This window comes from Streptomyces sp. NPDC107559 (genome assembly GCF_055657365.1).
On record NZ_JBVKBD010000006.1, the window covers coordinates 468,833 to 487,947 of the forward strand.

The window sequence follows — 19,115 nt, forward strand, 5'->3', positions numbered from 1 at the left end:
CGCCTGGACCCGCGCCCCGCCTCGGCTACCTGCCGACCGAGTAGGAGTGCGCACCGGTTCCGGCCAGACCGCCGCCGTCGACGATCAGGTATTCGTCGCGGATCGGACGGCCCGCCAGCCAGTCCTCCAGGATCTCGCGGGTGCCCGCGGCGTAGCGGGCCTGGGCGGAGAGGGAGGAGCCGGAGATGTGCGGGGTCATGCCGTGGTGGGGCATGGTGCGCCAGGGATGGTCGGCCGGGGCGGGCTGCGGATACCAGACGTCGCCTGCGTAGCCAGCCAACCGGCCGCTGCGCAGGGCGCGGTCGACGGCGTCCCGGTCGACGATCCTGGCGCGGGCCGTGTTGATCAGGTAGGCGCCGCGTTTCATGGTGGCCAGCAGCTCGTCGCCGAACAGGCCCTCGGTCTCCGGGTGGAGTGGGGCGTTGACGGTGACGACGTCGCAGTACGGGACCATGTCGGCGGCGCTCTCGTGCCAGACCAGCCCCAGCTCGCGCTCGATGTCCTCGGACAGCCGGTGCCGGTCGGTGTAGTGCAGCTTCACGTCGAACGGCGCGAGGCGGCGCAGGACCGCGAGGCCGATGCGGCCTGCGGCGACCGTTCCGACGTGCATGCCCTCGACGTCGTACGAGCGGGCCACGCAGTCGGCGATGTTCCAGCCGCCGTCGAGGACGACCTGGTGGGAGGGCAGGTAGTTGCGCACGAGGGACAGCGTCATCATGACGACGTGCTCGGCGACGCTGATGCTGTTGGAGTACGTCACCTCGGCGACCGTCACCCGGTGCGCGACCGCCGCTTCGAGGTCGACGTGATCGGAGCCGATGCCCGCGGTGATCGCCAGCTTGAGGTTCGGCGCGGCGGCGATCCGCTCGGGCGTGAGATACGCCGGCCAGAACGGCTGGGAGATCACGACGTCCGCGTCGGCCAGTTCACGCTCGAAGACGCAGCCGTCGCCGTCCTTGTCGGAGGTGACGACGAGGGTGTGGCCGGCCTTCTCCAGGAAGCCGCGCAGGCCGAGTTCACCGGAGACGCTGCCCAGCAGGTGGCCCGGAGTGAAGTCGACCGCCTCGGGGGTGGGGGCGGTCTGGCCGCCGGGGTAGTGGTCGATCGCCGGGAGGTCGTCCCGCGCGTATGTCGTCGGGTATCCGTCGGTGGGGTCGTCGTACAGGACGCAGAGCACCTTGGCCATGTCTCGGCTCCTCAACTGGCGTTGCGGGAAGGTGCCGTTCACGATCCTCGCCGTAAAACGCCCTGGTCAAAGCAATCCTCGCTATGCCGATATAGCCGGCGGCTATCAGCCGTGCCCGTCGAGGCGAATCGATGCCGTGCCGCCCGTGGGCTCCGGAGCCCACCGCGGCCTTGACATCGGTTCCCGCAGCCTGAAGGCTGACCGACCAGTCGGTATGAAGGAGTGGGTCGTGACCGAGCTGAGGATCCCCACGGCTGCGGGTGTGTTCGACGCCATCACCGCCGGTCCGTCCGAGGGCCGCCCGGTACTGCTGCTGCACGGCTTTCCGCAGACGTCGCTGGCGTGGCACCGTCAGATCGCGGCGCTGGCCGCGCACGGCTACCGCGTGGTGGCACCCGACCAGCGCGGCTACTCCCCCGGAGTCCGCCCGGAGCGGCCCGAGGACTACCGCATGAGCGTCCTGGTCGACGACGTCGTCGCGATCACGGAGGAGCTGGGCTGGGCACGGTTCGACCTGGTCGGTCACGACTGGGGCGGCGCGGTGGCGTGGTGGACCGCCGATACCCATCCCGGCCTCATCCGCACCCTGACGGTCGTCTCGACCCCGCACCCCCGCGCCCTCTCCGGCGCCCTGCGCGCCGATGAGGACCAGCGCGCGCGATCCCACTACATGCGCGACTGGCTCGAGACGCCCACGACCGAGGACCGCATGCTGGCCGACGACGCCGCACTGCTCCGCGCCCTCTACGCGGAGAAGATCCCGCAGTCCAGCACCGACGCCTACCTTCGGCACCTGTCCCGGCCGGGCGCCCTCACCGCGGCGCTGAACTGGTACCGGTCCGGCCGCCCCGAAGGCGCGATCGGCGTCATCGATGTGCCCACGCTGTACGTCTGGAGCACCCAGGACACCGCGTTCGGCCCGGCAGCCGCACAGGAAACCCGGAAGTGGGTCGCCGGACCCTACCGGTTCGAGACCCTCCAGGGCGTGAGCCACTGGATCCCCGAGGAGGCGCCGGAGACGCTGAACCGTCTGCTGCTCGTTCATCTGCAGACGTACGACGAGACCGGCACCGCACCGAACACCCGGTCCGCCGACCCCTGGAGCGACGAGAAGCAGATCTCGAACTGAGCCGAAGAGGACGGCGTACGGTCAACGACCCCGTACGGGTCCCGCACCCCCGCCGTCCGGCACACTCACCCCATGGACACTGAAGACTTCATCGGGTTCCTGGACCGGGAGGGCCGGGCGCTGGCCGCGGCCGCGGAGGCGGCGGGGGCCGACGCCAAGGTGCCGACCTGCCCGGGGTGGCAGATGCGGGACCTGCTGCGGCACACGGGCGCGGTGCACCGCTGGGCCGCCTCCTTCGTCGCCGAGGGGCACACCTCCCCGCGGCCGATGGGCGACCCGCCCGAGCTCGACGGCGCCGACCTGCTGGCCTGGTACCGCGCCGGACACCGGCACCTCGTCGACACCCTGACCGCGGCGCCTGCCGACACGCCGGCCTGGACCTTCCTCCCCGCGCCCGTGCCCTCGCCCCTGTTCTTCTGGGCCCGCCGGCAGGCGCACGAGACGGCCGTCCACCGCTACGACGCCGAGTCGGCGCTCGACGGCACCCCGGGCCCGGTCACCGCGGACTTCGCGACGGACGGCATCGACGAGCTCCTGCGCGGCTTCCACGCCCGGCCGCGCAGCCGGGTGCGCGCGGAGACGCCGCGGGTGCTGCGGGTACGCGCATCGGACACGGACGCGGTGTGGACCGTACGGCTGTCCCCGGAACCGCCGGTGACCACGCGGGACGGCGCGGGCGACGCGGAGTGCGAACTCGCCGGTCCGGCCGCGCAGTTGTACCTGGCGCTGTGGAACCGGCAGCCGGTGCCGGAGGTGACGGGGGACGCGTCGCTGGCCGCGCTGTGGCGCGAGAACTCGGCGATCGGCTGACCTTCGCCGCCGACGGCCGTGAGGTCAGTCGGCGGATCCGTCCGTCAGCATGCGCGTCAGCACCGCACGCTGCACCGGCCGCACCTCACCGTGCAGGGCCCGACCCTGGGCGGTGAGGGCGACCCGCACTCCCCGCCGGTCCTGCGGGCACATGGCCCGCTCGACCAGACCGTCCCTCTCCAGACGGGCGATCAGCCGCGACAACGCGCTCTGACTGAGATGGACCCGTTCGGAGATCTCCTGGACGCGGAAGGTGCAGGTGCCGTCCATCGCCATGCCTTCGGCCAGCACGTCCAGCACCTCGAAGTCGCTGCCGCACAGACCGTGCCCGTGCAGCATGCGGTCCAGTTCGCACTGGGTACGCGCGTGCAGCGCGAGGATGTCCCGCCACCGGTCAACGAGCGCCTGCTCGGCCTTCTCCGCCGCCATGTCGGCACCGTAACAGAGAAGCCGGTTTGTTGCATCAGAATTAAATGCGCTTGCATTCAATGCATGTGCATGTAGTCTCGTCGTCATGACCTCTCCGCTCACCGCTCCGGCGTCCGCCGGACGCTGGACCCCGCGGCTCTGGGGCACCCTCCTGGTGCTGTGCGCCGCAATGTTCCTCGACGCGCTCGACGTGTCGATGGTCGGCGTCGCCCTGCCGTCCATCGGCTCGGACCTGCATCTGTCGACCTCGACGCTGCAATGGATCGTCAGCGGCTACATCCTGGGCTACGGCGGCCTGCTGCTCCTCGGCGGCCGCACCGCCGACCTGCTGGGCAGGCGCCAGGTCTTCCTGGTGGCCCTGGGCGTGTTCGCGCTCGCGTCCCTGCTCGGCGGACTCGTCGACTCCGGCCCGCTGCTGATCGCCAGCCGGTTCATCAAGGGCCTGAGCGCCGCCTTCACGGCACCGGCCGGCCTGTCGATCATCACCACGACGTTCCCCGAGGGCCCGCTGCGCAACCGCGCGCTGTCCATCTACACCACCTGCGCCGCCACCGGCTTCTCCATGGGCCTGGTGCTGTCCGGCCTGCTCACCGAGGCCAGCTGGCGACTGACCATGCTGCTGCCCGCCCCCATCGCCCTGCTCGCGCTCGCCGCCGGACTGCGGCTGCTGCCGCACAGCGAACGCGAGCGGAACCACCGGGGCTACGACATCCCCGGCGCCGTCCTCGGCACCGCCTCGATGCTGCTGCTGGTCTTCACCGTCGTCCAGGCACCGGAGGCCGGCTGGGCGTCCGCGCGCACGCTGCTGTCCTTCCTCGCCGTCGCCGCCCTGCTGACCGCCTTCGTCCTGGTCGAACGACGCTCGCCGGGGCCGCTGATCCGGCTCGGCGTGCTCCGCTCCGGCAACCAGATCCGCGCACAGCTCGGCGCCATGGCCTTCTTCGGGTCGTACGTCGGCTTCCAGTTCCTGGTCACGCTGTACATGCAGTCGCTGCTCGGCTGGTCGGCACTGCACACCGCGCTCGCGTTCCTGCCCGCCGGCGCGCTGGTGGCGGTGTCCTCGACGAAGGTCGGCGCGATCGTCGACCGCTTCGGCACCCAGCGGCTGATCGCGACGGGCTTCGCGCTCATGGCCGTCGGGTACGCCCTGTTCCTGCGGGTCGACCTCGACCCGGCGTACGCGGCCGTGATCCTGCCGAGCATGCTGCTGATCGGCGCGGCCTGCGCGCTCGTCTTCCCCTCGCTCAACATCCAGGCCACCAACGGTGTCGAGGACCACGAACAGGGCATGGTCTCGGGACTGCTGAACACCTCGGTACAGGTGGGCGGCGCGCTCTTCCTGGCCGTCGTCACGGCCGTGGTGACCGCGCACACCTCCCCCGACGCCACACCGCAGTCGGTGCTCGACAGCTACCGGCCCGGACTCGTGGTGGTCACCGGCATCGCCCTCGCCGGACTGCTGATCACCCTGACGGGACTGCGGACCCGCGCAGCCGACCGCCGGAGCATCGTGGTCGCCGGGTCCACGGCACGGGAACCCGAGGCGGACGCGGAGCGCGTGGGCGTGCGCGACTAGCTTCTGCCGAGGCCGACTTGAGGCTGGGGTGGACCCACCCGTCGGTGGATGTCCGCTGTGCGCACCTGCCCGGCGGGGCTCCTTGCCCGCCGGGCACACGCCTGTTTGACTCGTGGCATGACGGGCTACGGGGGACGCCGCACGCAGGCCGAACGGGACGCGATCACGGTCGAGATCGGATACGCCCTGTGCAGCGCGGCGTTCGCCGCGGCACTCGTCTTCGGCGCGGTGGCGGGTCCCGCTCTGCTCTTCGAACTTCCGGGCGGCTGGGAGAAGTTGCTGCTGCGCGCGGGGCTCGCGCTCGCGACCGTGCTCTTCGCCCTACGCGTGGTCAGCGTGCTGTTCCGCTTCACCGGCCGCCCCACCGCCGGCACCGACGACGAGATCGGCTAGGCCTCCTCAGCCCAGCCAGCCCGGTCGCACCAGTCCCGACTCGTAGGCCAGCACGACCAGTTGGGCCCGGTCCCGGGCGCCCAGCTTCACCATCGTACGGCTCACATGGGTCTTCGCGGTCAGCGGGCTGACCACCAGGCGACGGGCGATCTCGTCGTTGGACAGTCCGATGCCGACCAGAGCCATCACCTCCCGTTCCCGCTCGGTGAGCCGGGCGAGGTCCTCGGCGGCGGCGGGCTCCTTGGAACGGGCCGCGAACTCCGCGATCAGCCGGCGGGTCACACCCGGCGAGAGCAGTGCGGCCCCTTCGACCACCGCCCGCACGGCCCGCAGCAGTTCCTCCGGCTCGGTGTCCTTGACCAGGAAGCCGGAGGCACCCGAGCGGATCGCCTCGAAGACGTACTCGTCGAGCTCGAAGGTGGTGAGCATGACCACCTTGACCCCCGCGAGCGCGGGGTCGCCGGTGATGCCACGGGTGGCTGCCAGACCGTCCAGGCGAGGCATGCGGATGTCCATCAGGACGACGTCCGGGCGCAGTTCGCGTACCGCGCGCAGTGCCTCCTCGCCGTCCGCGGCCTCCGCGGCCACCTCGATGTCCGGCTGCGCGTCGAGCAGCGCCCGGAATCCGGCCCGGACCAACGACTGGTCGTCGGCCAGCAGTACGCTGATCACCGATCCTCCTCGGTCTTCGACGGCGACGACACCGATCCCGGTCCCGACCCTGGTGCCGGTGTCGGTGCCGGTGATGGTGCCCGATCCCGTTTGCGTTCCGAGGGCAGTACGGCGAGCACCCGGAAGCCGCCGTCCGGGCGCGGCCCCGCATCGATCCTGCCACCGAGCGCGGCGGCCCGCTCCCGCATCCCGGCCAGGCCGTTGCCGCTGCCGCCCGCGTCGGCGCCGGTCGCGGGCCCGTCGTCGTCGACGAACAGCCGCAGTTCGCCGCCGGCGTGCTCGACGCGCACACGCGCGTGCCGCGAACCGGAATGCCGTACGACGTTGGTGAGGGCCTCCTGGACGATACGGAACGCGGCGAGGTCCGCGCCGGGCGCCAGCCGGGGCGGCCGCCCCTCGACCTCGACGGTGAGCCCCGCGGCGGCCGCCTGCTCCACCAGCTCGGGCAGCCGGTCGAGGCCGGGCGCGGGCGTACGCGGCGCGTCACCCGGCGTACGCAGGGTGTCGAGCACCTGGCGGACCTCGCCGAGCGCCTCCTTGCTCGCGGCCTTGATGGTGGTGAGCGCCGTGCGCGCCTGCTCCGGGTCCGTGTCCAGGAGCGCCAGGCCGACGCCCGCCTGCACATTGATGACGGAGATGCTGTGCGCGAGGACGTCGTGCAGTTCACGGGCGATCCGCAGCCGTTCCTCGTCGGCGCGCCGGCGCGCCGCCCGCGCCCGCTCGGCGCGTTCCCGGGTCCACTGCTCGCGCCGTGTCCGGGCCAGCTCGGACACCGCCAGCACCCCGACCACCCAGGTGGCGACGGCCACCTCCTGCCACCAGGAGGCGGCCGGATCGCCGGCCGGCGGCAGCCACCGGTAGAGCCAGTGGGTCACCAGCACATGGCCGGCCCAGAGCATCCCCACCGCCGACCACGCGGCCCCGCGGTGCCCGGTGAGGACCGCGCTGAAGCAGGCCACGGCGACGGTCAGGAAGACCGGCCCGTACGCGTATCCGGCGGCCAGATAGGCCAGGGTGGCCGCGGCCGTGCCGAAGGCGACGAGCGCCGGGTACCGCTTGCGCCACAGGAGCAGAGCCGATCCGACGAGCAGCAGCACGCGCGCGAGGGCGTCCAGCGGGAGCCGTCCGCTCTGCTGGGCGTGGGCCGCGAAGCCCGACCCGCCGAGCACGAAGACGGTGATCGCGACGGTGGACCGCCACGGCCAACGGGTAGCCCGCTCCTCCTCGTCCCAGAGGTGACCCAGCGGCCCGTGCCGCCACCGCCGGGGCGGCCCGTCGTCGGATACGCGCTGCTCGTCCATGTCCGCCACGCTAGACGCCGCCGCGCCCGGCGGGCGTCCGTCCGTCGGGGCGATCACTCGTACTCCCCGCGCAGTACGCCGCCGCGGCACCCGCCCACGCGGTACGGCCACGCGGTACGGCCACGCGGTGCGGCCACGCGGTACGCCCATGCACCGACGGGCGTGCCCCGCCCGGGCATGGCCGGGCCGGGCATCCGGTCTGCTCGGCCGAGCCGCTCAGTCGGTCCGGCCCTGCTGCGGGTACACCAGCCCCACGCCGTGGGCGAGCCGGGCCACCGCGAGCCGGAAGAACGGCTCCCGGTCCTCCACGACCCTGTTGAACTGCCCGAACAGCTCGAAGCCGATCAGCCCGTAGAGCTGCGCCCAGGCCGCGACGAGTGCCGTGACCACCTCCGGGGGCAGATCGGGTGCGAGGTCGGCGGTCATCCGCTCGGCCTCGGCGCGCAGTTCGGCCGGCAGCGGCGGCTTGGCCACCCCGAGTCCCCGGTGCGCGTCCCGCACGATGCCGATGAGGAGGATGCCGACCCGCGCGGCGGCCGGAACGGTCGTCTGCGGCGCGGAGTATCCCGGCACGGGGGACCCGTAGATCAGCGCGTACTCGTGCGGGTGGGCGAGCGCCCAGGCGCGCGCGGCCTCGCACACCGCGGTCCATCTGCGCAGCGGACCGGCCTCGGCGACCGCGGCCTCCGCCGCCTCCGCGCTCTCGCCCAGGGAGTTGTAGGCGTCGATGATGAGGGCGGTGAGCAGGTCGTCACGGCTGGGGAAGTAGCGGTACAGCGCGGACGAGACCATCCCCAGCTCGCGCGCCACGGCCCGCAGCGACAGCTTCGCGGCGCCGTCCGCCGCGAGCTGTCTGCGCGCCTCGTCCTTGATGGCCGCGGTGACTTCGACCCGGGCGCGGGCGCGGGCGCCACGGGTCGCTCCGCCCGGGGCACCGCCTCCGGTGCCGTGTCCGGTGCTGTCTCCGGTGCCGTGTGGGGGGTTGCTCATACGAGCGAGTGTTGCACGTTTTGGGAGCAGTGCACACAACCGAGAGCAGTGCAACGAAGCGAGAGCGCCGCCAAGAAATGAGAGCACCGCAAAAAAACGAGAGCACTGCTCTTGCTATGGATCACCGATCTCCAGCAGACTGTCCATCAAGCGAGAGCAGTGCTCACGCAATGCGCTCCCCGAGAGCTTCCAGGAGGAAGTAGCCATGTCCACGCACGCGATGAAGCCCGGCTGGTTCACCATCAACGTCTTCAACCGTGCCGTCGCCTGGATCACCCGCCGCGGCATCAGCGTCTGGGGCTCTCGGGTACTGGCGGTCCGCGGCCGCAAGAGCGGCGAGTGGCGGACCACCCCCGTGAACCTCCTGACGGTGGACGGCCGTCAGTACCTGCTCGCCCCTCGCGGTCACGTCCAGTGGACGCACAACATGCGGGCGGCCGGCGGCGGTGAACTGCGTCTGGGCAAGAACGTCGACGAGTTCACCGCGACCGAGGTCGCCGACGACGACAAGGTCCCGCTGCTGCGCGCCTACCTCAAGCGCTGGAAGGCCGAGGTAGGCGTCTTCTTCAAGGGCGTCGGGCCCGACTCCCCCGACGCCGACCTTCGCCGGATCGCGCCGGACCACCCGGTCTTCCTCATCAGCCTCAAGGGCTGAACGAGCGTCAGGAGCCGGTCTCGTCGGCCTCGCGCACATCGTCGGCCTCGCGGCCCTCGTCCGTCTCGCGGACGCCGTCGGCCTCGCGCGTCTCGGCGCCCTCGCCGTCCGCGACAGCGGCGCCACCCCTGGCGCTCGCACCGCGCGCACCACGCGTATTGCCCTTACCGGCCACACCGTCGGCGTCGGCCGCGTCACTCGCCGCGTCCGCCGTGGGCCGGCGGTCCAGCGCGGTCAGGGCGCGCTGGGCGAGGGGGTGGCCGCGCATGAGTTCACCCAGGGTCGTCGCGCCCCGGGTGATGTCCGCGAACGCCCGCCAGGCGGGCCGGAATCCCGTGAGAGCCGCGTGGAAGACGCCGGGCCGCCGCTCGAACACCGCCAGCATCCGCTTGCCGACGCTCATCTCCACACCCAGCCCGGCCTTGATCGCGAAGGCGTAGTTCAGGGCCTGCCTGCGGGTGTCCACGCCGTCGTGCGCCTCGGCGATGCGGACCGCCCATTCGCCCGCGAGCCGTCCGGAGCGCAGCGCGAACGAGATGCCCTCGCGCGTCCACGGCTCCAGCAGCCCGGCCGCGTCCCCGCACACCAGGACCCGACCGCGCGACAGCGGCGAGTCGTCGGCCCGGCAGCGGGTCAGATGCCCGGAGGAGATGCTCGGTTCGAAGCCCGCGAGGCCGAGCCGGGCGATGAAGTCCTCCAGATAGCGCTTGGTCGCGGCGCCTTCGCCACGGGCCGAGATCACACCGACCGTCAGCGTGTCGCCCTTGGGGAACACCCAGCCGTAGCTGCCGGGCATCGGTCCCCAGTCGATGAGGACCCGCCCCCGCCAGTCCTCGGCGACCGTGTCCGGCACCGGGATCTCCGCCTCCAGGCCGAGGTCCACCTGGTCGAGCTTCACTCCGACATGCGCCCCTATGCGGCTGGCGCTGCCGTCCGCGCCGACCACCGCCCGCGCGAGCACCGTCTCGCCGCCCTGGAGGACGACGGCGACCGTGCGCCGGTCCGGTACGGCCGAGCCGTGCTGCTCGACCCGCTGCACGGTGACGCCGGTCCGCAGCTCGGCGCCCGCCTTCTGGGCGTGCTCGACCAGCTGCTGGTCGAACTCGGGCCGGTTGATCAGCCCGAACAACATCCGCTTGGAGCGCCGGGTCCGGGTGAACCGGCCGTTGTTCGAGAACGTCACCGCGTGCACCCGGTCCTGCAACGGCAGTTCGAAGCCGGGCGGCAGGCTGTCCCGCGACGGTCCGATGATGCCGCCGCCGCACGTTTTGTAGCGGGGCAGCTCCGCTTTCTCCAGCAACAGGACGCGCCGCCCCGCGACCGCCGCCGCATAGGCGGCCGAGGCCCCCGCGGGTCCCGCGCCCACCACGACGACGTCCCACACCTGCCGCACGTCGTCCGCCGAAGAGTTCTCGGAGTTCTCGCTGCTCACGATGGTCTACTGCTCCCGATCAAGCCGCTGCCGCACCTGTCCCCCGCATCCTACGGCGGCCGTGCCCCCGGACCGCTGTGGGAGTATCGGAGGCGTTTGCGCCCTGTACCCCAGGTGCGCATACGCTGACACGATCATCCGTACTCACACGTACAACGTCGCACCCACGAGGAGCGTGCCCATGTCGTCGAATCCGGTCGCCGAGACCGTCGCCTCTCTGATGCCCAGGGCGAAGGCCGAGCTCACCGAACTGGTGGCTTTCAAGTCGGTGGCGGACTTCGACCAGTTCCCCAAGAGCGAGAGCGAGGGCGCCGCGAACTGGATCGCCGACGCCCTGCGCGCCGAGGGCTTCACGGACGTGGAACTGCTCGACACCCCCGACGGCACGCAGTCGGTCTACGGCTACCTGCCCGGCCCGGAGGGCGCCAGGACCGTCCTGCTGTACGCCCACTACGACGTGCAGCCGCCGCTGGACGAGGCCGCCTGGTCCACCCCGCCGTTCGAACTGACCGAGCGCAACGGCCGCTGGTACGGCCGCGGCGCCGCCGACTGCAAGGGCGGCGTGATCATGCACCTGCTCGCCCTGCGTGCGCTGAAGGCGAACGGCGGTGTCCCGGTGCACGTCAAGGTGATCGCCGAGGGCTCGGAGGAGATGGGCACGGGCGGCCTGGAGCGGTACGCCGAGCAGCACCCGGACCTCCTGGCCGCCGACACGATCGTCATCGGCGACGCGGGCAACTTCCGCGTCGGCCTGCCGACCGTCACCACCACCCTGCGCGGCATGACGATGCTCAACGTGCAGGTCGACACGCTCGAGGGCAACCTGCACTCGGGCCAGTTCGGCGGCGCCGCGCCCGACGCGCTGGGCGCGCTGATCCGCGTACTGGACTCGCTGCGCGCCGAGGACGGTTCGACGACGATCGACGGGCTCGCCCCGACGTCCCCGTGGGACGGACTCCAGTACGACGAGGAGCAGTTCCGCCAGGACGCCAAGGTGCTCGACGGCGTCGGGCTGATCGGCTCCGGCACGGTCGCGGACCGCATCTGGGCCCGTCCGGCCGTCACGGTGCTGGGCATCGACTGCCCGCCGGTCGTCGGCGCGACCCCGTCCGTGCAGGCGAGCGCGCGGGCCAAGGTGAGCCTGCGGGTGCCGCCGGGCGTCGACGCGGTCGAGGCGACGAAGCTGCTCCAGGCCCACCTGGAGGCGCACACTCCGTGGGGCGCGCGGGTGCGTACGGAGCAGGTCGGCCAGGGTCAGGCGTTCAGCGCCGAGACGTCCAGCCCGGCGTACACGGCGATGGCCGAGGCGATGGCGGTGGCGTACCCGGGTCAGCAGATGCAGTACGCCGGCCAGGGCGGCTCCATCCCGCTGTGCAACACCCTCGCCTCCCTCTACCCGGACGCGGAGATCCTGCTCATCGGTCTGAGCGAGCCGGAGGCGCAGATCCACGCGGCGGACGAAAGCGTGTCCCCCGACGAACTGGAGCGGCTGTCGGTGGCCGAGGCGCTGTTCCTGCTCAACTACGCGGCCGGCTGAGCCACCCGGTCCACACCGGTGGGCCCCTCGCCACGGGGCGATTCACAGGGGCCCACCGTCACATCTGCGGGAGGGACGCCACGCCGACCGCCGTACCGGGCCGCACACCGGTCACCGGTCACCGACCGCTCCAGGTCCAGGTCCGGGCCAGGTCCAGGTCCAGGTCCAGGTCCAGGCCGAGCGTCGGTCACCGACCGCCGTACCGGACCGTACGTCAGCCGCCGACCGGTGTGCCCGCCTCCAGATACAGGGCCGCGCCGCGTTCCTTCGCGCGCAGGGCCCAGCGCAGCCGCTCGTAGCGGACGGGCGGGAGCAGGTCGGCGGCCTCCTGTTCGGTGACGAAGCGCCAGGCGCGCAGTTCGGGGCCGGGCAGCAGCAGCCCGGCGGCGCGGTCCGGGTCGAGTCGGCCGCCGTCGAAGAGCAGCCGCAGGCCGCCGTAGCCGGGCGGTACGGGCCGTTCCCAGTCGACGACGAGGAGGCGGGGCATCTCGTCGAGGTGTATCCCGGTCTCCTCCGCCACTTCGCGCACCCCCGCCTGGGCCGGGGCCTCGCCGGGTTCGACGACGCCGCCGGGGAACTCCCAGCCGGCCTTGTAGGTCGGGTCGACCAGGAGTACCCGGTCCTGGTCGTCGAAGAGCAGCACCCCCGCGGCGGTCGTCTCGGCCGTCGGTTCGGGGGTCTGCACGATGGCGCAGGTGGCCACGGCCCCGCTGCCGACGGCCTCGGCGATGCGGACGGCCGTCTCGTACGGGGTGAGGGCGCTGGTGTCGACGAGGTGCGCGTCGGCGGTGAGCCAGCCGGCGAGCGCGGCGCGGTAGGGCTCGATGTGGTCGTACGACCACTGTCGTACCCGTATCTCGCCGTCGGGCAGGTCCGGCGGGAGCTCGCGGTCGGCTATGCGCTCGCGCAGGATCGTTTCAGCCGGGGCGAGCAGGACATGGCGCACCGCGAGCCGCCGGGCGGCGAGACCGCCGAAGATCTCGTCGCGGTACTCCTGGCGCAGCAGTGTCATGGGGACCACCAGGGTGCCGCCGAGCTCGGCGAGCATCGCGGCCGCGGTGTCGATCACGAGTCTCCGCCAGATCGGCAGGTCCTGGAAGTCGCCCACCTCGGCGAGGTGTTTGGCTGGCAGCAGATGTGTGAGTGCCGCCCCGAGGACTTCGGGGTCGAAGAGTGTGCTGTTCGGGATCAGTTCGATCAGTTCCCGCGCGGTCGCGCTCTTCCCCGCGCCGAACGCACCGTTGATCCAGACGATCACGGTTCCCCCTCTTCCGTTGGCCCCCTGTGGCTTGCCCGCTCCACCCTGCCACGGAAACCAGCTCCCGTTGAGGGTGCCCGGACGCGGGCCCGGAGCCCCGGGGCGGGGCTCCGGCACAGGTTGCCGCGGGAGACCGGTCCGGAGGACCGGCGCCGGCCGCGCGCCGCGGCCGTCAGCCGCCGTGCCCCAGGGTGTTCTCGCCGAGGTCGACGCTCTCACCGGCCACGACGTGGTCGAGGGTGCCGACGGTGTCCCGTACGTTCAGGTCGCTCAGATCCTCGGCGGCCGCGCTGTGGGACGGGGTGATCGCGGCGACCACGAACCCGGTGGCGAGGGAGGCGATGGCAAGCATGCTGCGCTTCTTCATGCCCGGCTCAACTCCGCAAAGGGGCGCGGGGTCACGCCCTTGCCCGAACGAACGCACCCGACGGCCCGCGACGTCCGTCCCGGCGGTCGCCGTGGGTCCGTCAGACCCCGGCGGTCGCCGTGCCCGCCGCCCCCGCGAGTGCGGCCGCGGCCGCTCCCACCAGGCCGGCGTCCGTGCCCATCTGGGCCGGTGCCACGGTCAGGCGCTGCACGAAGGACAGGGTCGCGTAGTCGCCGAGGGCCTTGCGCAGCGGCGCGAAGAGCACCTCCCCCGCCTTGCCCACTCCCCCGCCGACCACGGCGATGTCGATCTCCACGAGCGTCGCGGTGGCCGCGATCCCGGCCGCGAGGGCCTGCGCCGCCCGTTCGAAGGAGGCCACGGCGACCGGGTCCCCGGCCCGCGCGGCGGCGGCCACCGCGGCGGCGGAGGTGTCGCCGTCCGGGCCGGGGCGCCAGCCGTTCTCCAGGGCCCGGCGGGCGATGTTGGGGCCGCTCGCGATGCGCTCCACGCACCCGCGTGCGCCGCACGGGCACAGGTCGCCGTCCAGATCCACACTGATGTGACCGATGTGGCCCGCGTTGCCGGTGGGGCCGGGGTGAAGCTGGCCGTTGAGGACCAGACCGCCGCCGACGCCGGTGGAGACGACCATGCACAGCGCGTTGGCGTGGCCGCGGGCCGCGCCCTGCCAGTGCTCGGCCGCGGTGATCGCCACTCCGTCACCGATCAGCTCGACGGGCAGGCCCCCGGTCGTCGCCCGGACCCGTTCGACGAGCGGGAAGTCGCGCCAGCCGGGCACGTTCACCGGGCTCACCGTGCCCGCGCCCGCGTCCACCGGACCCGCGCTGCCGATGCCGACGGCGCGGGTACGCTCCCACAGCGGCGACGCGCCGAGTTCGCCGAGGACCTCCTCGACGGCCCGCATCACGGTGTCGCCGTCCTCCCGCGCGGGCGTCGGGCGCTGCGCCCGCACCAGGATCGTGCCGTGGCCGTCGACCAGCGCTCCGGCGATCTTGGTGCCGCCGATGTCGAGCGCGGCCACGAGGTGGGTGTGCATCAGTGTCGGATCTCCCCGTCAACCATGAGAAAAGGCTGGCCGGTCCAGCGTTGGGGGACGTGGGCCGAGATTGCGGTGGACAGTCTCTCCCGCATCTGACAACGTTGTCCAGGCCCTATGCTCGACGCCACATCCTCATACATGCCCGTGGAGCGATGCACACCCCCCGTGGCCGACAGGACAGGACGTACCGTGCCCGACACGCCCCGCCGATCCGAGAGCCGTTACGGCAACCGTCCGACCATGAAGGACGTGGCCGCACGCGCCGGGGTAGGACTGAAGACGGTCTCCCGCGTCGTCAACGGCGAGCAGGGGGTCACTCCGGAGACCGAGCGCCGGGTCCAGGAGGCGATCGACGCCCTGGGCTTCCGGCGCAACGACAGCGCACGGGTGCTGCGCAAGGGCCGCACCGCGAGCATAGGCCTGGTGCTGGAGGACCTGGCCGACCCGTTCTACGGACCGCTCAGCCGCTCGGTCGAGGAGGTGGCCCGCGCGCACGGCGCCCTGCTGATCAACGGCTCCAGCGCCGAGGACCCCGAACGCGAGCAGGAGCTGGTGCTGGCGCTGTGCGCCCGCCGGGTGGACGGGCTCGTCATCATTCCCGCGGGTGACGACCACCGCTATCTGGAGCAGGAGATCAGGGCGGGCGTCGCCACGGTCTTCGTCGACCGGCCGGCCGGGAAGACGGACGCCGACGTCGTCCTGTCCGACAACTTCGGCGGCGCCCGCGACGGCGTCGCCCACCTGATCGCCCACGGACACCGCCGGATCGGCTTCATCGGCGACATGCCCCGTATCCACACGGCCGCCGAGCGGCTGCGCGGCTATCTGGCGGCCATGGAGGACGCCGGGATACCCGTGCAGGACTCCTGGACGTCCCTGGGCGTCACCGATCCGCTGCGGGTGCGCAGGGCGGCGGAGGACATGCTCCGCGGGCCCTCCCCCGTCACGGCGGTCTTCGCGGGCAACAACCGGGTGAGCGTCACGGTGATCCGGGTTCTCGCCGAGCAGACCCGCCGGGTGGCTCTCGTCGGCTTCGACGACATCGAGCTCGCCGATCTGCTGCACCCGGGTCTCACGGTGGTCGCCCAGGACGCGTCGGTGCTCGGCCGCACCGCCGCCGAGCGTCTGTTCGGCCAGCTGGACGGCTCGCTGATCGTCCCGGAGCGCATCGAGCTGCCGACGCGTCTGATCACCCGCGGCTCGGGCGAACTGCCCCCGGCGGACTGACCGGGCGGGACCGGGACAACCGGACCGGGACAACAGGACCGGGACGACGGGACCCGGACGACGGAGCCCAGGGCGACCGGAGCGGCCCCGGGACGGGACCGCGGAGGCCGGGACCGGTGCCGCCACCTGGCGGCAGCCGTCAGACCGCCCCGCCGCCCCGCCGTGGCGCCGCGAAACCGTCCAGCTCGGCCTGGGTCAGGCCGGTCGCGCCGGTGACCTCCGCCGGGTCCAGCGCGCCGCAGTCGAGGCCGCGCAGCAGATGTCCGCTGAGGGCCTTGGCGGTCGCGGGCTCGTCCATGACGTCGCCGCCGGCGCGGTGGACGTAGCGGGCGAGCCGGGCCGCCGTGCGCTCGAAGCTCTCCCGGTAGAAGGCGAAGACGGCCGCGTACCGGGTGGGGAGGTGGCCGGGGTGCATGTCCCAGCCCTGGTAGTAGGCACGGGCCAGGGCGCGCCGGGTGAGGCCGTAGTGCAGGCGCCAGGCGTCGTGGACCTGTTCGGCCGGGCCGACCGGCAGCACGTTGGTGGAGCCGTCCGAGAGGCGTACGCCGGTGCCCGCGGCCGCGACCTGCATGACCGCCTTGGCGTGGTCGGCGGCCGGATGGTCGCTCGCCTGGTGGGCGGCGGACACGCCGAGGCAGGCGCTGTAGTCGAAGGTGCCGTAGTGCAGACCCGTGGCGCGGCCCGCGGCGGCCCGGATCAGGCGGGCGACGGTGGCGGTGCCGTCGGCGGCGAGGACGGCCTGGCTGGTCTCGATCTGGATCTCGAAGCCGATCCGGCCGGGCGCGAGGCCGCGCGCCTTCTCGAACGCCTCCAGGAGCCGCACCATGGCGGTGACCTGCTCGGGGTAGGTGACCTTGGGCAGGGTCAGCACGAGCCCGCCGGGCAGTTCTCCGGCTTCCGCCAGGCCGCTGAGGAAGACGTCGAGGGTGCGGATGCCGCGGTCGCGCACGGCGGCCTCCAGGCACTTCATCCGGATGCCCATGTACGGGGCGGCCGTGCCGTCCTCGTACGCCTGCGCGATCAGACGGGCCGCGCGGGCGGCCGCCTCGTCCTCCTCGGCGTCCGGACGGGGGCCGTAGCCGTCCTCGAAGTCGACGCGCAGGTCCTCCACCGGCTCGCGCTCCAGCTTGGTCCGCACGCGCGCGTACACGGGCTCGGCGAGTGCGTCGTCCAGGCCGAGGACCGCGGCGAAGGAGGCCGCGTCGGGCGCGTGTTCGTCGAGGGCGGCCAGCGCCCGGTCCCCCCAGGAGCGGACGGTGCCGGCCTCGAAGACGTCCCCGGGCACATAGACGGTGTGGACGGGCTGGCGGGTGCCCGGATCGCCCGGGTAGTCCCGCTCCAGTGCGGCGTCGACCGGCGCGAGGAAGGCGCCGATCTCCTCGCCGACCGCGCCCGCGAGGCTCGTCGTCACCTTCTCGTCCCGGCCCATCGCGCACCCTCCGGTTTCCGCAGTACGGAATCAACAATCCGTTGAATGAACTTGTCGAGCGAACTTATCCAGCGGACTTTCCACCGGTCAACACCCTGTCCACGCCCTTGTCCCTCCCGGTTCACCGCGCCTCGGCGCCCTCTTCCGCCCAGGCGTTTTCCCCTTCATCCTGGCTCCCGAGGGGAGGGGACACACATGGCGATCACCCCAGGGCCCACGCGTCGGGCGGGGCTGCGGACCCTGGTGGCCGTCGCGGCCACCGTGGCCGCCGTACCCCTGCTCGGCACCGTACGGACCTCCGAGACGCGGGACGCGGGCCCGACCGGGAACCCGGACGAGGCCAAGGACGCGGGCCACGCGCGCGTGAAGGCGCGAACCGTCCCCCCGTTGCGGGTCATGACGTTCAACCTGCGGGTCGCCGGCACCCACGAGCCCAACAGCTGGGCGGACCGCCGGCCTGTGATGCGCGCGCTGCTGCGCCGCGCGGCCCCGCACGTCATCGGCACCCAGGAGGGGCAGCTCCCCCAGCTGAGCGACATCGAGGCCGACCTCGGGCCGCACTACGCCTGGCTCGGCACCCCCGGCGGTGGCCGCGAGGAGTCGGTGGCCGTCTTCTACGACACCCGTAGGCTCGCGCCCGTCGAGCACACCACCTTCCGCCTCTCCGAGACCCCCGACGTACCCGGCTCCAACACCTGGGGGGCCGCCTTCCCCCGGCTGGTCACCCGGGTGCGCTTCCGCGATCTGCTCGATGCGGGGCGGCAGTTCCATGTCCTCAACACCCACCTCGACCACCGCAGCGAGTACGCGCGCGAGCGTGCCGCCGTCCTCATCGCCGATCGGGTCACCGCCCTCGGCGACAAGCTCCCGGTCCTGGTCACCGGCGACTTCAACGCCGCGGCCCACGGCGGCCCGGTCTACGACACCCTGCTGGGCGCCGGCCTCCTGGACACCTGGGACACGGCGCGGCAGCGCGGGCCCGCCTACGGGACGTTCCAGGCCTTCGGGCCACTGACGCCGGACGGCGAGCGCATCGACTGGATCCTGGCGACACCGGGTGTGACGGTGCACCGGGAGTCGGTCGACACGTTCTGGGTGCGGGGCCAGTGGCCGAGCGACCATCTGCCGGTGCTGGCCTCGCTGAACCTGGGTTGAGCCGCACCCGGCAAGAGATCGACCTCGGGACGAGCCGGGTCCGGCACGAGCCGGGTCCGGAATGGGCGAGGCCCCCGTGACCGGTGTGGTCACGGGGGCCTCGGACAGCCTGGCGCGGATCAGCCCTTGCGGGTCTTGACCTCGTCGGTGAGCTGGGGGACGACGTCGAAGAGGTCGCCGACGACGCCGTAGTCGACCAGGTCGAAGATCGGGGCCTCGGGGTCCTTGTTGATGGCCACGATGGTCTTCGAGGTCTGCATGCCGGCGCGGTGCTGGATCGCGCCGGAGATGCCGGAGGCGATGTACAGCTGCGGCGAGACCGACTTGCCGGTCTGGCCGACCTGGTTGGTGTGCGGGTACCAGCCCGCGTCCACCGCGGCACGCGAGGCACCGACGGCCGCACCGAGCGAGTCAGCAAGCGCCTCGATGAGTCCGAAGTTCTCGGCACCGTTGACGCCACGGCCGCCGGAGACCACGATCGCGGCCTCGGTCAGCTCCGGGCGGCCCGTCGA

Annotated in this window: 18 protein-coding genes and 1 pseudogene; 8 read left to right on the forward strand and 11 right to left on the reverse strand. The window is 72.6% G+C overall.

Annotation, left to right across the window (positions count from 1 at the left end; all coding sequences use genetic code 11):
- Positions 1-25: 25 nt before the first annotated feature.
- Positions 26-1,186, reverse strand: a complete 1,161-nt coding sequence (locus ACZ7OY_RS21195; RefSeq protein ID WP_471912784.1) for an NAD-dependent formate dehydrogenase — start codon at positions 1,184-1,186, stop codon at positions 26-28.
- Between the two features lie 229 nt (positions 1,187-1,415).
- Here ACZ7OY_RS21195 and ACZ7OY_RS21200 point away from each other — a divergent pair, with 229 nt between their 5' ends.
- Both ACZ7OY_RS21200 and ACZ7OY_RS21205 read left to right on the forward strand, forming a co-directional pair.
- Complete coding sequence (locus tag ACZ7OY_RS21200) at positions 1,416-2,315, forward strand: alpha/beta fold hydrolase (protein WP_471912785.1); 900 nt, start codon at positions 1,416-1,418, stop codon at positions 2,313-2,315.
- A 72-nt stretch (positions 2,316-2,387) separates the two neighbouring features.
- Positions 2,388-3,125 (forward strand): maleylpyruvate isomerase family mycothiol-dependent enzyme, encoded by a 738-nt coding sequence (locus tag ACZ7OY_RS21205; RefSeq protein ID WP_471912786.1) that lies wholly within the window; start codon positions 2,388-2,390, stop codon positions 3,123-3,125.
- A 24-nt stretch (positions 3,126-3,149) separates the two neighbouring features.
- On the opposite strand, the gene ACZ7OY_RS21210 is transcribed toward ACZ7OY_RS21205, so the two are convergent.
- A complete protein-coding gene (locus ACZ7OY_RS21210) occupies positions 3,150-3,554 on the reverse strand; it encodes a MarR family winged helix-turn-helix transcriptional regulator (RefSeq protein WP_471912787.1) in 405 nt (134 codons plus the stop codon).
- Between the two features lie 85 nt (positions 3,555-3,639).
- Between ACZ7OY_RS21210 and ACZ7OY_RS21215 the strand changes: the two genes are divergently transcribed.
- Entirely contained in the window at positions 3,640-5,130 is a 1,491-nt protein-coding gene (locus tag ACZ7OY_RS21215; protein WP_471912788.1) for an MFS transporter, read from the forward strand.
- Between the two features lie 117 nt (positions 5,131-5,247).
- Positions 5,248-5,569: pseudogene (locus ACZ7OY_RS21220) on the forward strand (DUF6332 family protein).
- Here ACZ7OY_RS21220 and ACZ7OY_RS21225 read toward each other — a convergent pair.
- The 3 genes from ACZ7OY_RS21225 to ACZ7OY_RS21235 form a co-directional block, all read right to left on the reverse strand.
- Positions 5,530-6,195: a response regulator gene (locus tag ACZ7OY_RS21225; protein WP_471912789.1), complete on the reverse strand. Its 666-nt coding sequence runs from the start codon at positions 6,193-6,195 to the stop codon at positions 5,530-5,532. The pseudogene ACZ7OY_RS21220 and the gene ACZ7OY_RS21225 sit on opposite strands and share 40 nt — an antisense overlap.
- Positions 6,192-7,496 (reverse strand): sensor histidine kinase, encoded by a 1,305-nt coding sequence (locus ACZ7OY_RS21230; RefSeq protein WP_471912790.1) that lies wholly within the window; start codon positions 7,494-7,496, stop codon positions 6,192-6,194. The genes ACZ7OY_RS21225 and ACZ7OY_RS21230 overlap by 4 nt, the downstream gene beginning before the upstream one ends.
- Positions 7,497-7,712: 216 nt before the next feature.
- On the reverse strand, positions 7,713-8,486 hold the full coding sequence (locus ACZ7OY_RS21235; protein WP_471912791.1) for a TetR/AcrR family transcriptional regulator: 774 nt from the start codon (positions 8,484-8,486) through the stop codon (positions 7,713-7,715).
- A gap of 205 nt (positions 8,487-8,691) precedes the next feature.
- On the opposite strand from ACZ7OY_RS21235, the gene ACZ7OY_RS21240 reads away from it, so the two are divergent.
- Complete coding sequence (locus tag ACZ7OY_RS21240) at positions 8,692-9,141, forward strand: nitroreductase family deazaflavin-dependent oxidoreductase (RefSeq protein WP_384723689.1); 450 nt, start codon at positions 8,692-8,694, stop codon at positions 9,139-9,141.
- A 7-nt stretch (positions 9,142-9,148) separates the two neighbouring features.
- Here ACZ7OY_RS21240 and ACZ7OY_RS21245 read toward each other — a convergent pair whose 3' ends face one another.
- Complete coding sequence (locus tag ACZ7OY_RS21245) at positions 9,149-10,573, reverse strand: geranylgeranyl reductase family protein (protein ID WP_471912792.1); 1,425 nt, start codon at positions 10,571-10,573, stop codon at positions 9,149-9,151.
- A 181-nt stretch (positions 10,574-10,754) separates the two neighbouring features.
- On the opposite strand from ACZ7OY_RS21245, the gene ACZ7OY_RS21250 reads away from it, so the two are divergent.
- Positions 10,755-12,110, forward strand: a complete 1,356-nt coding sequence (locus tag ACZ7OY_RS21250; RefSeq protein WP_471912793.1) for a M20/M25/M40 family metallo-hydrolase — start codon at positions 10,755-10,757, stop codon at positions 12,108-12,110.
- A gap of 214 nt (positions 12,111-12,324) precedes the next feature.
- On the opposite strand, the gene ACZ7OY_RS21255 is transcribed toward ACZ7OY_RS21250, so the two are convergent.
- The 3 genes from ACZ7OY_RS21255 to ACZ7OY_RS21265 all read right to left on the reverse strand — a co-directional run bounded on the left by ACZ7OY_RS21255 (position 12,325) and on the right by ACZ7OY_RS21265 (position 14,789).
- Positions 12,325-13,368, reverse strand: a complete 1,044-nt coding sequence (locus ACZ7OY_RS21255) for an NUDIX hydrolase (protein WP_471912794.1) — start codon at positions 13,366-13,368, stop codon at positions 12,325-12,327.
- A gap of 172 nt (positions 13,369-13,540) precedes the next feature.
- A complete protein-coding gene (locus ACZ7OY_RS21260) occupies positions 13,541-13,735 on the reverse strand; it encodes a hypothetical protein (RefSeq protein WP_471912795.1) in 195 nt (64 codons plus the stop codon).
- 100 nt (positions 13,736-13,835) lie between these two features.
- Complete coding sequence (locus tag ACZ7OY_RS21265; protein ID WP_351604107.1) at positions 13,836-14,789, reverse strand: ROK family protein; 954 nt, start codon at positions 14,787-14,789, stop codon at positions 13,836-13,838.
- 192 nt (positions 14,790-14,981) lie between these two features.
- Between ACZ7OY_RS21265 and ACZ7OY_RS21270 the strand changes: the two genes are divergently transcribed.
- On the forward strand, positions 14,982-16,019 hold the full coding sequence (locus ACZ7OY_RS21270) for a LacI family DNA-binding transcriptional regulator (protein WP_471912796.1): 1,038 nt from the start codon (positions 14,982-14,984) through the stop codon (positions 16,017-16,019).
- A 139-nt stretch (positions 16,020-16,158) separates the two neighbouring features.
- Here the strand turns inward: ACZ7OY_RS21270 and ACZ7OY_RS21275 are convergent, their stop codons facing one another.
- On the reverse strand, positions 16,159-17,448 hold the full coding sequence (locus ACZ7OY_RS21275) for a DUF6986 family protein (RefSeq protein ID WP_471912797.1): 1,290 nt from the start codon (positions 17,446-17,448) through the stop codon (positions 16,159-16,161).
- A 195-nt stretch (positions 17,449-17,643) separates the two neighbouring features.
- Between ACZ7OY_RS21275 and ACZ7OY_RS21280 the strand changes: the two genes are divergently transcribed.
- On the forward strand, positions 17,644-18,603 hold the full coding sequence (locus tag ACZ7OY_RS21280; RefSeq protein ID WP_471912798.1) for an endonuclease/exonuclease/phosphatase family protein: 960 nt from the start codon (positions 17,644-17,646) through the stop codon (positions 18,601-18,603).
- Between the two features lie 119 nt (positions 18,604-18,722).
- On the opposite strand, the gene ACZ7OY_RS21285 is transcribed toward ACZ7OY_RS21280, so the two are convergent.
- The coding region (locus ACZ7OY_RS21285; protein ID WP_471912799.1) for an electron transfer flavoprotein subunit alpha/FixB family protein at positions 18,723-19,115 on the reverse strand (393 nt) is incomplete at its 5' end.